This is a genomic window from Endothiovibrio diazotrophicus, assembly GCF_054657215.1.
Genome location: NZ_BAAHXB010000006.1, coordinates 16,782 through 29,952 on the forward strand (window position 1 = coordinate 16,782; position 13,171 = coordinate 29,952).

Genomic DNA, 13,171 nt, shown 5'->3' on the forward strand with positions numbered 1-13,171 from the left:
CGGGAGGGGCAAAAAACGCCCCATGGGATAGCAGGTTCCATGCCACGAATCACACGCGGTAAGTACGCGTATTTACTCACGGATCACGGAGTTCGGCCCCGGCCGGCCGCACTATCTCGGCGCAACAACAGGCGCCAATGCACCTTTATTGTGCAGACTTCTTACGTTTCAGTGAAAACGGACCACCACCGGGCCCAGCTCCTTCACCGTAACGGCGAGGGCGTTGAACGCCGCGGCGATCTCCTCGGCCCGCGCCGGGTCGACGCCTTCGCCCATCGGGATCAGCAACTCCGGCTCGATCCGCCCGAACAGGTAGTGCAGCCGCACCGCCTCCACCCGGTGCTCCTCGCACAGGGCCCGCCACGGCTCCCCGAGGCGTTTCAGCAACGAGTCGCGTAGCGGCAGATGTTGGCACGAAGACCCCGCCTCGTCATCCTCCGGATCGATGTGGACGGTGACGTCACTCACCTCGTCGATCTTGCGAATCAGGGTAGCGCGCACCGTCTCACTGATCTGATGGCCTTCGGAGACGCTGATGCGGGGATCGGTGAGGATGATGTGGACGTCCACCAGGGCGTCGGCCCCCATCCGGCGGGTGCGCAGCAGATGGAGCTCCTCCACCCCCGGCACCGCCAGGATGGTGCGCTCGATCTCCACCACCTTCTCCCGCTCCAGGGCGGTATCGATCAACTCGTGGATGGCGGTCCAGCCGAGGTCGAAGCCGATCTTCGTCACCATCAGGGCGACGATCGCCGCGGCAATCGCATCCAGGTAGCCGAGACCGGCCATGGAGCCGGCGATGCCCACCACCACCACCACCGAGGAGACGGCATCCGAACGGTGATGCCAGGCGTTGGCCTTGAGCAGGTTGGAGCGCAACCGGCGCGCCACCACCATGGTGTAGTGGTAGAGCCCCTCCTTGGCGAAGATGGAGGCGGCGGCACCGGCCATGGCGAGCCAGCCCGGATGGAGCTGGAGATCGGTGTCGAACAGCCGCAACACCGCATCCCACAGGATGCCGAGACCCACCGCGATCAGGATCACTCCCAGGATCACCGTCGCCAGGGTCTCGATGCGGCCATGACCGTAGGGATGCTCCTCGTCGGCCTCCTTGGAGCCGTGCTTGGAGGCGATCAGCACCAACACGTCGGTGGCCAGGTCGGAGAGGGAGTGGACGCCGTCGGCCACCAGCGCCTGGGAGTTGCCGAGGATGCCGAGGGCCACCTTGACCGCCGACAGCACCAGATTGATCAGCGCGCCGACGATGGTGACCCGCCGAGCCGCGAGATAGCGCTGATCCTCCGGGGAGAATTCCGACTCCGGGGAGTGACCGTGGTCGTGTTGGTGGTGGTGGGCCATGGGACGGGGAGTGTACCCCCACCCCCAAAAACCCACCAGGGCCGCGAGGCGGAAGCGGGCGCTTCCGCCTCGCGGCCCTGGTGGGTTTTTGGGGGCATTATGAATCGAAGACGATAAAGAAAACTTCCTGTATTGGGGCGTCAAACCGCCCGCCGGGCAAGCACCACCAGGCAGCGCTCGGCATCGAGCCCGGGGACGGTGAGGGAGTGGATTCGCTCCACCCGCCAACCACGGGGCAGGGCGACCAGTTCGTCGTCGGGGGCCTGGCCCTTCATGGCGTAGAGCCGCCCCCCCGGGGCACAGAGGTGACCGGCGACGGTCACCATGTCGGCGAGGGAGGCGAAGGCGCGGGAGAGCACTCCGTCGAAGGGCGCCTCCACCCGCCACGCCTCCACCCGACTGTGGTGTACCTCGACATTGGTAAGCCCCAACTCACGCACCGCCTGGGCCATGAAACGGGTCTTCTTGCCGTTGGAGTCGATCTCGGTGAAGTGCATGGCGGGCTTCGCGATCGCCAAGGGAATCCCCGGCAGGCCCGCCCCGGCCCCCACGTCGACGAACCGCTCGCCCTCCAACCAAGGCGCCACCGCCAGCGAGTCGAGCAGATGCTTCACCACCATCTCGGCGGGATCGCGTACCGCGGTGAGATTGAACGCGCGGTTCCACTTCCCGAGCAGGGCCAGGTAATCGAGAAGCAGGCCGCGCGCCGCCTCATCGAGTTCCAGGCCGAGGCGCTCGATGCCGCGGGCGAGCAGGTCGTTCAGTGGATCGGTCACGGTCACTCGAATCCCCCACTCGAAGCGGGTCAAAGTTTAATCAAGCAGAGATCAAAAAGCTGAACTATAGTTAAGCTGCTGAACGCATTAGAAGATTCAATAATACCAATACTTCGGCCGTTCACGCGCCTCCCTCGCGGCAGGCCCGTCGGTACGGCCTCAACGCGAGAGGACACACCCATGATCAAGATAGCCGCAGGGTTCGTCGCCGCCCTCGTATTGATGGCGGTGGTCGCGCTCACCTCCGCCCAGAGCCTGATGTTCAACGAGTACGAGAGCCCCTTCGGCGTCGAGGAGACCGCCGCGCGGATCCAGGCCAACATCCAGGGCCTCTCCGGCAACGGCTGGTCCCTCTCCGGGTTGCGCAACCCGGCCGCCGCGGTGGCCGCCAGCGGCAGCAACGTGCTGCCGGTGCTGCTGGTGGAGGCCTGCTCCACCAAATACTCCGGTCCGCTGCTGAAGAACGACGCCTCGCGCATCTTCTCCATCCTGATGCCCTGCACCATCACCGTCTACAAGAAGGACGACGGCAAGACCTACGTCGGCACCATGAACGCCGGCCTGATGGGCAAGCTGTTCGGCATCGGCGAGATTATGGATCAGGTCGCCGCCGACCAGAAGAAGTTCCTCACCTTCGATCCCGACAAGCCCGCCCCGCCGCTGATTCGAATCCGCCCCGGCGGCGCGGGCGGCCCCGGCGGCGACGCCTCGGGCTGCTGATTCGCCGATCCCCGCAGGGGCGGCCGCCCGGCGGTCGCCCCCGTCAGCGAAATCGAACGGGAGAAGAACTCATGAACACCATCCGACTCACCGGGGGCTTCGCGCTGGCCTTGGTCGCCGCGGCCTTCTCGCCGTGCGCAGGCGCCAACACCGCGCCGGCCGTCACCGACGTCATGCCGGTGACCAGCAGCCAATCGGTACCGTTGGTCGATTACAGCGAACCCCGGCAATCCACCGCCGACCACTCCAAATTCGAGCAGTTGCAGGTGGAGTTCGCCAGCGGCCCGGAGGTAACCAAGGCGTGCCTGAGCTGCCACACCGAGGCGGCCAAGCAGGTCCAGCACACCAAGCACTGGACCTGGGAGTACCGCAACCCGGTGACCCGCCAGACCCTCGGCAAGAAGCACATCATCAACAACTTCTGCACCGCCACCTCCTCCAACGAGACCTTCTGCATGGCCTGCCACGTCGGCTACGGCTGGAAGGACGGCAACTTCGACTTCTCGGAGGCCAACCAGGAGGCGGTGGACTGTCTGGTCTGCCACGACACCACCGGCAAGTACAAAAAACTCCCCGGCCTCGCCGGCCACCCCAGCTACGAGAAGATCGAGTGGCCACCCCATTCGGGCAAGTTCCGCGAGGCCACCGACCTGCGCACGATCGCCCAGAGCGTCGGCAAGACCAGTCGCCGGAGCTGCGGCGCCTGCCACTTCTTCGGCGGCGGCGGCAACGCGGTCAAGCACGGCGACCTGGATAGTTCGCTGACCAATCCGAAGCACTACCTCGACGTCCACATGGAGGCCGACGGACTCGACTTCAGCTGCGGCAACTGCCACCTCACCGACTCCCACAAGGTGGCCGGCAGCCGCTACGCGCCCACCGCCTCCGACCAGCTCGGCATCCTCATCCGCGGCAAGAAAGACGGGCGCAACCCCACCACCTGCCAGGCCTGCCACGGCGACCACCCTCACCCGGTGAGCGCCTCGCCCAAGCTCAACCAGCACACCGACAAGGTGGCCTGCCAGACCTGCCACATCCCCGAGTACGCCCGCGGCCCGCTGGCCACCAAGATGACCTGGGACTGGTCCACCGCCGGCAGACTCGACGAGAACGGCCACCGCATCCAGACCAAGGGCTCCGACGGCCGGGTGATCTACGACAGCAAGAAAGGGGATTTCACCTACGAGCGCTACGTCATCCCCGAGTACGTCTGGTTCAACGGCGACATCAAGTACACCCTGTTCGGCGACCGCATCGACCCCACCAAGCCGGTGCAGATCAACCAGTTCCAGGGCAGCCCCGACGACGGCCAATCGCGCATCTGGCCGGTCAAGACCTTCCGCGGCAAACAGCCCTACGACGCCGGGCTGATGACGCTGGCGGTGTTCCACACCGCCGGCGACGACGACGCCGCCTACTGGGGCAACTACGACTGGGAGAAGGCGATGAAGGCCGGCATGGCCTCCCGCGGGGTCGAGTACAGCGGCAAGATGGGCTTCGTCGAGACCGAGATGCGCTGGCCGATCACCCATATGGTGGCGCCCAAGGAAGACGCCCTGCGCTGCGAACAGTGCCACAAGAAGAACGGACGCCTGGAGGGAGTCGAGGGGGTCTACCTCCCCGGCCGCGACAACGTCCCCTGGATCGACCTGCTGGCCTGGCTGGCCGCACTGGGCACCCTGATCGGCGTGCTGATCCACGGCGGGATCCGCATCCTCATGAGCAAGAGGGGATAAGGCAATGGCTGAGCGAATCTACATCTTCAAGCGCTTCGAGCGTTTCTGGCACTGGACCCAGGCCCTGCTCATCATGTTCATGATGCTCACCGGCTTCGAGATCCACGGCGCCTACAAGGTGTTCGGCTTCGAGCACGCGGTGGGCTACCACACCACCGCCGCCTGGGCGCTGATCACCCTATGGATCTTCGCCATCTTCTGGCACTTCACCACCGGCGAGTGGAAACAGTACATCCCAACGCTGGACAAGGCCGAGGCGATGATGCGCTACTACCTCACCGGCATCTTCACCAACGCCCCCCACCCGTTCCGGCAGACCACCCTGCGCAAGCACAACCCGCTGCAGCGGCTGGCCTACCTGTTCGTCAAGCTGATGATCAACCCGCTGATCTGGGTCACCGGCCTGCTCTACATGTTCTACAGCTCGTGGGGCGAGTGGGGGCTGGGCTGGCTGCCGCTCAGCTGGGTGGCGATCCTGCACACCATCGGCGCGTTCATGATGCTGATCTTCTTCATCGCCCACATCTACCTCGCCACCGCCGGCCACACGCCGACCTCGCACATCAAGGCGATGATCACCGGCTGGGAGGAGGTGGAGTGATCGGGATCGGCGAATGAGCGAAGACGACCAGCAAAGGAGCAACGAGCGGCCCGCCAACCCCGGGCCGCTAGCAATGATGGCACCGACGTTTCCCGTAGGAGCGGCCCCCAGGCCGCGATGGTTCGGAGTGAAGGGGTTCAATCCAACTCGCGGAGGTAAACGGAACCGGCGCCATCGCGGCCTAGGGGCCGCTCCTACATCGATCTTCACCGCGTTTCTCGCCCTCCTTCTGCTCCCGATCTTTTCGACACCCGCCGCCGAAATCCCCCACGTCACCACCACCGCCAAGACCAGCTACACCGACGAATACCGCTACGCCATCCCCCACAAGGCCTACGCCATCGCCCCCGGCGGCAGCTGGTCATGGCGCTCCGGTCGGGTCGACGCCGAGACCGCAAGCGGCGAGGCAATCAAGGCCTGCGAAGAACACACCGCCCAACCCTGCGTGGTCTACGACCTGGACGGCCAAGTGGTTTTCGACGAAAAGCGCTGGCCCACCCTCTGGCGCCCCTACCCCACCCGTGAAGAGGCCGCCGCCCGCCCAATCGGCACCGGTCACGGCAACCGCTTCCCCGACCTCGCCTTCCACGACCGCGAAGGCCACCCCAAGAGCCTCACCGACTTCCGCGGCAAGGTGGTGATCCTCCACTTCTGGGGCTCCTGGTGCCCGCCGTGCATGCGCGAGTTCCCCGAACTGCTTCAATTCCAAAGCGAATTGAGGCAGCAATTGGGAGAACAGGTGGTGTTGGTGCTGCTACAGGCCCGCGAGCCCTTTGCCGCGTCCCTACGCTGGGCCAAGCGCAACGAGTTCGGGCAACTGCCTCTTTACGACTCCGGCATCGGCGACGAGGAACACACCACCTTCACCACCACCGACGGGCAATCAATCACTGATCGCCAGCTCGCCCCGGTCTTTCCCACCAGCTACATCCTCGATCGCAACGGGATAACCCTTTTCCGCCACAAAGGCCCGATTGATCGCTGGAACGAATATCTCCCCTTTCTACGTGATGCGGTCAATCACGCCGCCCGTCGATAAGCCACGCTGCGGAAACAGAACCTGGAAGGTCGCCACCGGCATCGCCCCGCAGCGATTCACCGTGCGCTCCGCGCACCACTTGTTGGGCTACGGCTTCAGCGGCTTCACGAGAAGTGACGACGATGCGGGACAAAGTCCCGAAAACTGAGCGGTCGCCTTGATCGCTTCCGGCGCGCCATCCCGCGCGGCGCGAGCGTAGCCCCGCCGCAGGAAATAGCCCTCGGCGGTGGTCGTGAGCAGATACAACCGCTCGACGCCACACCCGCTTGCGAAGCCTTCCGCATGGTCCACCAACGCGCCACCGAGGCCGCCGCCGCGGTGCGCCGGCACGACCGCCAACGACCTCAGCAGACCGACCTCACCAAACAGCTCCGTCCCGATCACCGCGACGAGCGCCCCGTTTTCGAAGACGCCGAAGAACGCCCCATGAGGCATGTCGCCGAGATCGTCCACCGGAAGCCCGCACGCGCCGACGACGCCCGTCGCGAGTTCGATGGAGTCCAGCGGCTCGATCTTCATCACCGGCTCAGCCATCTCGCGACCGCGCCAACGAGATCGCCGCCTGAATGGCGGCGCGGGCCTGCGGGCTGTTCTTCCAACATGTGGAGCCGACGATGACGGAGGCTTGGGAAACGACATCCAGCGCGTCGGCCCGGCCCAGCTGAGCCAGCGACTCAAACCCCATCTGCTCAAGCCGCGCCACCACCGTGGGGCCGACCCCCTTCACCCCCAGCAGGGCCTTACGTTGTTCCGGTGGGAATGGCATGCAGCTCTCCACGTACAGATAAACCGGAGGTCGATTATAGGCTGGCTGCCGCTCAGGTGGGTGGCGAATAATCGGGACATCCATCGGAAGAATCGCGTCTAAACCTCCAGAGAATGTACTGGCACCACAAAACCACTACAGCGCCAGTCAAAAACTCCGTGAAACAGGTCTATCCGGCACTCATCTACGTGCTCCGACTCCGATGACGTGCGATGTACTCCCGCGCCGCGCTGGCGAGGTAACCGGAACGGCTGGTGCCCAGACGCTTGGCCTCCGCATCCACCTCACCCAGCAGTATCTCGGGAAGGCTGACATTGACACGAACGGCGCGGGAGCGTGGATCGGGTACGGTCACCAAGAAGGCCACCGCGTCGTGGTTGGCAGGGTCGGCCATCACCGCTTCCAGCTTGCTGGGCTCCGGCAGTGCCTCACCCTCCTCCTGCAATAGCAGCGCGTGGCCGAGCAGCGCCTGCTTCGCCATCACGCGCGCCTCCTCCATGTCCTCTCCGGCGGCGATGCAACCGGGGAAGTCGGGAAAATCGACACCGTAATCGGTACCGGATTCTTTACGTAGAAGGGCGATGTAGCTGGTCATGATGTGTATTGAGCACACACCACAAAGCCCGTCAATCGTCGATCTTTCCCGAACGAAAAAGCCGCCCAACCGGGCGGCCTTTTCACAGACACCATACTGAAATTCGCGCCAGCGAATTTCAGAGCTTGAGGGCGCTCTGCAGGTAGTCGCCGAGCGAGCAGTCGTTGCCGGCGCTGCGCGGTTGGCTGACGTCGCAGTGCTCGCCCTTCTTCTTGACGTTATCGACGATCACCGGGATCGCGGTCTGGTAGCAGGCGAACTGGTCGGCGTCGCCGGGCACCACCGCGGCATCGGCGCCGAGGAAGGCGAAGACGTGCAGGGTGCCGGCGACGCCGTCGCTCGACGAGCTGATCCCGTACATCTTGCTGCCGGGGGCGTTAGCGTCGACGGTCACCGCATAGCGGCTGTAGAGCAGCGGCTGTTCGACCGGCTGGCCCTTGACCTGGCAGACGATCTTCTCGTCGTCCGTGGGGCTCCAGAAGACCCGGTTCAGCGGGTCGCCACCGGCAGCGCTCGGGAAGTACTGGTCGGCGGGGAACACCCGGGCGGAGGGGCCCTGGTAGGTCAGGCCGAGCAGGCCCATGTTGTGCAGGCCGCCGCTCTGCATCGAGCAGCTCTTCTTGCTGCAGCCGTCGAAGCCGAACAGGGCGGCGATGTCGCCGCCGGTGGGAAAGGCGCCGGTATCGTTCTTCGGATCCCAGTAGGGGAGGGGTGCCGGCAGGTTGTCGAAGGCGACCATGTTGAAGCCGCTGGGGATGGTGCCACCGTTGCCGTTCTGCAGGTAACGCAGCAGTTGGGCCACGGCGGTGTTGTCGACGAAGCCGCCATCGGCGAAGCGCAGCACCTTGTTGGCGGCCAGGGCGTCGGTGGTCTTCGCGGTGTTCTTGGAGGTGGCGAACTGGTCGTGGACGTTGTTGCGGAAGGTCATCACGGGCTTCTGCGCGGCGCTGTCGTACATCTGGTAGGCGGGGGCGAAACCGTTCAGCGCGGTGGCGACGTCCTTGCCGTCCTTGAAGTCCGCCTTGGCCACCGGGATGTCGATGAAACCGCCGCCGGCGGCCGAGGAGATGGCCGCGGCGTTGATCACCGGCAGGGTGGCCGCCCCGACATTGGCCTCGGCGTTGGCCAGCGTGGTGCGGTTGCCCGCGTCCTCGCCGGGATGGAAGCCCCACTTGAGGCCGGAGAGGGACCAGGTGCCGTAGGTCAGGCCGACACTGCCGCCGGGGAGGAGATCGACGCCGGCCCCTTCGCTCCCCACCATCAGCGGGACGCCGCCGACGATCGGGTCGAGCGGGGAGAACGCCTGGGTGGCCTCCACCGTCTGGACCCCTTCGAACAGCAGGGCGAAGCGGGTGTAGGTGAGCGACGGTGCCTGGGTCAGCAGGGTGCTCGCGAGCACCAGGTCCTTGGAGGCCGCCCAGCCGTTGCGCTCGCTCGACAGCGTCAGGTTCTCGACCTCGCCGTAGTAGGGCCAGCCGGGCGCCTTGCCGAACACCGAGTTCTCCACCACCGTCTGCCACTGGCCGCCGCCGGAGATCAGGAAGTTGGCGAAACCCTTCTGCTTGCCGAAAGCGGTCGCCACGTAAAAGATGTTGCAGAGGCCCTGCTCGAAGGCGGTCGGCATCGACTTGCAACCGCCGGTGGCGTGGCTGATGTAGTCCCACGACCGACCCATGTAGCCATCGCTCCCGGTGAACTGCCGATAGGCGCCCGGCTGCTGGATCTCGTTGGCGAAGGAGGGGGAGTAGGCGCTCAGGGTGGTGAACCAACTGCCGCCGGAGTTGGCACCGATCACCTGCGCGTTGGCGGTAACCTTGCCCAGATCGTAGACGCCCTCGCGCTCCATCATCCCCATCATCCACGCCGCGGCACCGCTCAGGGCGTGGTAACCGCCGCCGGAGAAGGCGATGGCGGTGGGGGCGTCGGCCAGCGCGGTGGACGCACCGCCGGCCAGGGCGGCCGCCATCAGGGAGGGGAGGAGGGCGCGCGGGAAGAAGCGGGTGGTCTCGCTCATGGGTGCAATTCCTTTTGTTGGTGGTTGTCGGTGAAATTTAACCGATCGGGAGACTAGTGGGCTCCGACACCGAAGGTCAAGCGCGGCGATCTCGCCTGCCGCAACAAGCTCCCGGCTTGGCGGGACGGCGCCGACTCCGGAGATTTCCGATGTCACCGAGTCCTGCCGGCGTGGAAAGGACACACCGCGAGACACCCCTGTGCCGACACAACGTCGTACATACTGAACCATCTTTGGCGCGGCGCATCCTATACTTGGCCTGCCCTTCCCTCGGGCCTCCATTCCCAGCGCTGAAACGCCCGCATGAACCAACACACCTCCCCTCCCGATTCCGACGACGCCATCGACCTCGCGCTGCAACTGGAGCGGCCCCGTAGCCGCCGCCGCTGGCTCAAATGGCTGCTCCTGCTGCTGCTTGTCGGCGGCGCGCTGTTTCTCTTTTTGCCGCGCGGCGGCAACGACCACCCGGACAGCGTCCGCTACCAGACCGCCGAGGCCGACCGCGGCCCGATCACCGTGCTGGTCACCGCCACCGGTACCCTGGAGCCGGTCAATCAGGTGGAGGTGGGCTCGGAGATCTCCGGCACCATCCGCCGGGTGCCGGTGGACTTCAACGACCGGGTGAAGGCGGGCGACGTGCTCGCCGAGCTGGATACCGATCAGCTCCAGGCCAAGGTGAAGCAGGCGGAGGCCTCCCTCGCGCTGGCTCGCGCCGGGGTCAATCTGGCCGAGGCGACGGTGGTGGAGAGTCGCAACAAGCTGCGTCGCGGCGAGGAGCTTAAGAAGAAGCACCTCTGCTCCGACGAGGAGTGCGACGCGCTGCGCGCCGCCTACGACCGCGCGCTGGCCGAGCTGGCCCGCGCCCGTGCCCAGGTGCTCCAGGCGGAGGCCTCGCTCAGCGCGGAGCACACCACGCTGGCGAAGGCGACCATCCACGCGCCGATCGACGGCATCGTGCTCAACCGCGACGTCGATCCCGGCCAGACGGTGGCCGCCTCGTTCCAGACCCCGGTGCTCTTCACCCTCGCCGAGAACCTCACCCAGATGGAGCTGCACGTGGACGTCGACGAGGCGGACGTGGGACAGGTGCGGGTCGGGCAGTCGGCCACCTTCACCGTCGACGCCTACCCCGACCGCCGCTTCCCGGCCACCATCACCGAGGTGCGCTTCGCCTCGCAGACCGTGGAGGGGGTGGTCACCTACCGCGCGGTGCTCGGCGTCGACAACGCCGAGCTGCTGCTGCGCCCCGGCATGACCGCCACCGCCGACATCCGGGTGGAACACGTGGAGGACGCCCTGCGGGTGCCCAACGCCGCGCTGCGCTTCACCCCGCCGAAGCCCGAAAACGGCGCGCAGCAACAGAAGCGGGGGCTGCTCTTCCAGCTCTTCCCCCGGCCGCGCCACACCGAGAAGAAACGCGAGGCGAGCGCCAACGACGGGGGTCCGCGGCAGGTGTGGGTGCTCCAGGACGGCGCACCCAAGGCGATCCCGGTAACCACCGGGATCACCGACGGGGTGCTCACCCAAGTGGTCGACGGCAAGCTGAAACCGGGCGTGGCGCTGATCACCGGCGTGCTCACCACCCCCTCGCGGTAGGCGCGTCGTGACCAACCCGCTGATCACCCTCGCCGGCGTCACCAAGGTCTACGGCCAAGGCCAGGCGGAGATGCGTGCCCTGCGCGGCGTCGATCTGGCCATCGAGCCGGGCGAGTTCGTCGCGGTGATGGGCCCCAGCGGCTCCGGCAAGTCCACCTGCATGAACATCCTCGGCTGCCTCGACACCCCCTCGGCGGGGAGCTACCGCTTCGGCGGCATCGAGGTGGGCACGCTCTCCCGCGATCAGCGGGCGCTGCTGCGGCGCAACTTCATCGGCTTCGTCTTCCAGGGCTTCAACCTGCTGGGGCGCACCTCCGCCCTGGAGAACGTCGAGCTGCCGCTGATCTACCGCGGCACCCCGCGGGCGGAACGCCACGCCCGCGCCCGCCACGCGCTGGCGGTGGTCGGCCTCACCGGCTGGGAGCGCCACATGCCCAACGAACTCTCCGGCGGCCAGCAGCAGCGGGTGGCGATCGCCCGCGCCCTGGCCACCGAGCCGCGGCTGCTGCTCGCCGACGAGCCCACCGGCAACCTCGACACCCCGCGCAGCCACGAGATCATGGAGCTGCTGGGCGCGCTCAACCGCGAGCAGGGGATCACCATCCTGATGGTCACCCACGAGCCGGACATGGCGCGCTACGCCAAGCGGCGCATCCACTTCCTCGATGGCTTGGTGGAGCAGGATCTGGCCGCTGACGGGGGGCTCGCCGATGTGGGGTAACGCACTGCTCCTCGCCCTGCGCGAGATCCGCCGCAACGTGATGCGCTCGGCGCTGACCATCCTCGGCATCGTCATCGGCGTGGCGGCGGTGATCGTCATGGTCACCGTCGGCGAGGGGGCGACCCTCCAGGTGACCCGCCAGATCGCCTCGCTCGGCAGCAACCTGCTGATGGTCGTCCCCGGCCAGCGCATGGGCATGGGCCAGCGCTCCACCGCGCCGGCCTTCCGCCTCGCCGACGCCGAGGCGATCGCCCGCCAGGTGAATGCGATCGCCGCGGTCGCGCCGTCCGCCTCGCAGAGCACCACCGCGGTGTTCGGCAACACCAACTGGAGCACCAAGGTCACCGGCACCACCAACGACTTCCTCACCGCCGGCAACTGGTCGCTGCGCCTCGGCCGCCCCTTCAGCGCCGCCGAGCTGCGCGCCGGCAAGGCGGTGTGCATCATCGGCGAGACGGTGCGCAAGGAGCTGTTCGGCGAGCAGCAGGACCCGCTGGGGCAGAAGATCCGCCTGGAGAAGCTCTCCTGTCAGGTGATCGGGCTGCTCGCCAGCAAGGGGCAGAGCACCATGGGCAGCGATCAGGACGACTTCGTGGTGATCCCGCTGCGCACCTTCCACCGGCGCATCGCCGGCGACCGCGACGTGCGCCTGATCCAGGTCTCGGTGCGCGACGGCGCCTCCACCGAGGAGACCCTGGAGTCGATCAAGCGGCTGCTGCGCGAGCGGCGCCATATCGGCGCCAACGAGGACGACGACTTCTCCGCCATGGACATGAAGGAGATCGCCCGCACGCTGAGCGGCACCACCCGGGTGCTCACCCTGCTGCTCGGCGCGGTGGCGGCGGTGAGTCTGCTGGTGGGGGGCATCGGCATCATGAACATCATGCTGGTGTCGGTCACCGAGCGGACCCGCGAGATCGGCATCCGGCTGGCCATCGGCGCGCTGGAGCGCGAGGTGCTGATGCAGTTCCTGGTGGAGGCGGTGATGCTCTCCTCGTTGGGCGGGATGATCGGCATCGCGCTCGCCATCGGCGCCTCGCTGGCGCTCTCCAGCCTGATGCAATTCCCCTTCGTGCTCAACGGCGGCATCGTCGTCGTCGCCTTCCTCTTCTCCGCCGCGGTCGGCGTGCTGTTCGGCTACTTCCCGGCGCGCAAGGCGGCGCGCCTCGATCCGATCGACGCGCTGCGGCACGAGTGACGACCCTGGGGCCCTATAAGGCCGCTGGACAGATCGCCAAAGGAGGAAAA

General features: G+C 66.6%; 13 protein-coding genes. 7 read left to right on the forward strand and 6 right to left on the reverse strand.

Going from position 1 to position 13,171, the window contains the following annotated elements; translation table 11 throughout:
* Positions 1–168: 168 nt before the first annotated feature.
* On the reverse strand, positions 169–1,359 hold the full coding sequence (locus ACYQ2W_RS02930; protein WP_459863099.1) for a cation diffusion facilitator family transporter: 1,191 nt from the start codon (positions 1,357–1,359) through the stop codon (positions 169–171).
* Positions 1,360–1,499: 140 nt separating this feature from the next.
* Entirely contained in the window at positions 1,500–2,135 is a 636-nt protein-coding gene (gene rsmG / locus ACYQ2W_RS02935) for a 16S rRNA (guanine(527)-N(7))-methyltransferase RsmG (protein WP_459863100.1), read from the reverse strand.
* A gap of 180 nt (positions 2,136–2,315) precedes the next feature.
* On the opposite strand from rsmG, the gene ACYQ2W_RS02940 reads away from it, so the two are divergent.
* From ACYQ2W_RS02940 to ACYQ2W_RS02955, 4 genes are all read left to right on the forward strand, one after another.
* Positions 2,316–2,855 (forward strand): DUF302 domain-containing protein, encoded by a 540-nt coding sequence (locus ACYQ2W_RS02940; protein WP_459863101.1) that lies wholly within the window; start codon positions 2,316–2,318, stop codon positions 2,853–2,855.
* 71 nt (positions 2,856–2,926) lie between these two features.
* On the forward strand, positions 2,927–4,591 hold the full coding sequence (locus ACYQ2W_RS02945) for a tetrathionate reductase family octaheme c-type cytochrome (protein ID WP_459863102.1): 1,665 nt from the start codon (positions 2,927–2,929) through the stop codon (positions 4,589–4,591).
* A 4-nt stretch (positions 4,592–4,595) separates the two neighbouring features.
* Positions 4,596–5,192 (forward strand): cytochrome b/b6 domain-containing protein, encoded by a 597-nt coding sequence (locus ACYQ2W_RS02950; protein WP_459863103.1) that lies wholly within the window; start codon positions 4,596–4,598, stop codon positions 5,190–5,192.
* A 127-nt stretch (positions 5,193–5,319) separates the two neighbouring features.
* A complete protein-coding gene (locus tag ACYQ2W_RS02955) occupies positions 5,320–6,231 on the forward strand; it encodes a TlpA family protein disulfide reductase (protein ID WP_459863104.1) in 912 nt (303 codons plus the stop codon).
* 87 nt (positions 6,232–6,318) lie between these two features.
* Here the strand turns inward: ACYQ2W_RS02955 and arsN2 are convergent, their stop codons facing one another.
* From arsN2 to ACYQ2W_RS02975, 4 genes are all read right to left on the reverse strand, one after another.
* Positions 6,319–6,750: an arsenic resistance N-acetyltransferase ArsN2 gene (arsN2, locus tag ACYQ2W_RS02960; protein WP_459863105.1), complete on the reverse strand. Its 432-nt coding sequence runs from the start codon at positions 6,748–6,750 to the stop codon at positions 6,319–6,321.
* A gap of 7 nt (positions 6,751–6,757) precedes the next feature.
* Positions 6,758–7,081: a helix-hairpin-helix domain-containing protein gene (locus ACYQ2W_RS02965; RefSeq protein WP_459863106.1), complete on the reverse strand. Its 324-nt coding sequence runs from the start codon at positions 7,079–7,081 to the stop codon at positions 6,758–6,760.
* A 100-nt stretch (positions 7,082–7,181) separates the two neighbouring features.
* Entirely contained in the window at positions 7,182–7,592 is a 411-nt protein-coding gene (locus ACYQ2W_RS02970; RefSeq protein ID WP_459863107.1) for a type II toxin-antitoxin system HicB family antitoxin, read from the reverse strand.
* 118 nt (positions 7,593–7,710) lie between these two features.
* The gene (locus tag ACYQ2W_RS02975) at positions 7,711–9,606 is read right to left on the reverse strand and encodes a hypothetical protein (protein WP_459863108.1); all 1,896 of its coding nucleotides are present in this window, start codon (positions 9,604–9,606) and stop codon (positions 7,711–7,713) included.
* Between the two features lie 303 nt (positions 9,607–9,909).
* Between ACYQ2W_RS02975 and ACYQ2W_RS02980 the strand changes: the two genes are divergently transcribed.
* From ACYQ2W_RS02980 to ACYQ2W_RS02990, 3 genes are read left to right on the forward strand one after another with little or no spacing between them, the layout of a single operon-like run.
* Positions 9,910–11,202: an efflux RND transporter periplasmic adaptor subunit gene (locus ACYQ2W_RS02980; protein WP_459863109.1), complete on the forward strand. Its 1,293-nt coding sequence runs from the start codon at positions 9,910–9,912 to the stop codon at positions 11,200–11,202.
* Positions 11,203–11,209: 7 nt separating this feature from the next.
* Positions 11,210–11,923, forward strand: coding sequence for an ABC transporter ATP-binding protein (locus ACYQ2W_RS02985; RefSeq protein WP_459863110.1), 714 nt, complete (start codon positions 11,210–11,212; stop codon positions 11,921–11,923).
* Positions 11,913–13,121 carry an ABC transporter permease gene (locus ACYQ2W_RS02990; RefSeq protein WP_459863111.1) on the forward strand — a complete coding sequence of 403 codons (1,209 nt, stop codon included), beginning with the start codon at positions 11,913–11,915 and terminating at the stop codon, positions 13,119–13,121. The genes ACYQ2W_RS02985 and ACYQ2W_RS02990 overlap by 11 nt, the downstream gene beginning before the upstream one ends.
* Positions 13,122–13,171 lie beyond the last annotated feature (50 nt).

What these genes read in the sequence shown, in the direction of transcription:
- ACYQ2W_RS02930 (WP_459863099.1), bottom strand. Translation starts at nt 1,359, where the DNA reads ATGGCCCACCACCACCAACACGACCACGGTCACTCCCCGGAGTCGGAA.
- ACYQ2W_RS02940 (WP_459863101.1), top strand. Translation starts at nt 2,316, where the DNA reads ATGATCAAGATAGCCGCAGGGTTCGTCGCCGCCCTCGTATTGATGGCG.
- ACYQ2W_RS02945 (WP_459863102.1), top strand. Translation starts at nt 2,927, where the DNA reads ATGAACACCATCCGACTCACCGGGGGCTTCGCGCTGGCCTTGGTCGCC.
- ACYQ2W_RS02950 (WP_459863103.1), top strand. Translation starts at nt 4,596, where the DNA reads ATGGCTGAGCGAATCTACATCTTCAAGCGCTTCGAGCGTTTCTGGCAC.
- arsN2 (WP_459863105.1), bottom strand. Translation starts at nt 6,750, where the DNA reads ATGAAGATCGAGCCGCTGGACTCCATCGAACTCGCGACGGGCGTCGTC.
- ACYQ2W_RS02965 (WP_459863106.1), bottom strand. Translation starts at nt 7,081, where the DNA reads ATGGATGTCCCGATTATTCGCCACCCACCTGAGCGGCAGCCAGCCTAT.
- ACYQ2W_RS02970 (WP_459863107.1), bottom strand. Translation starts at nt 7,592, where the DNA reads ATGACCAGCTACATCGCCCTTCTACGTAAAGAATCCGGTACCGATTAC.
- ACYQ2W_RS02975 (WP_459863108.1), bottom strand. Translation starts at nt 9,606, where the DNA reads ATGAGCGAGACCACCCGCTTCTTCCCGCGCGCCCTCCTCCCCTCCCTG.
- ACYQ2W_RS02980 (WP_459863109.1), top strand. Translation starts at nt 9,910, where the DNA reads ATGAACCAACACACCTCCCCTCCCGATTCCGACGACGCCATCGACCTC.
- ACYQ2W_RS02990 (WP_459863111.1), top strand. Translation starts at nt 11,913, where the DNA reads ATGTGGGGTAACGCACTGCTCCTCGCCCTGCGCGAGATCCGCCGCAAC.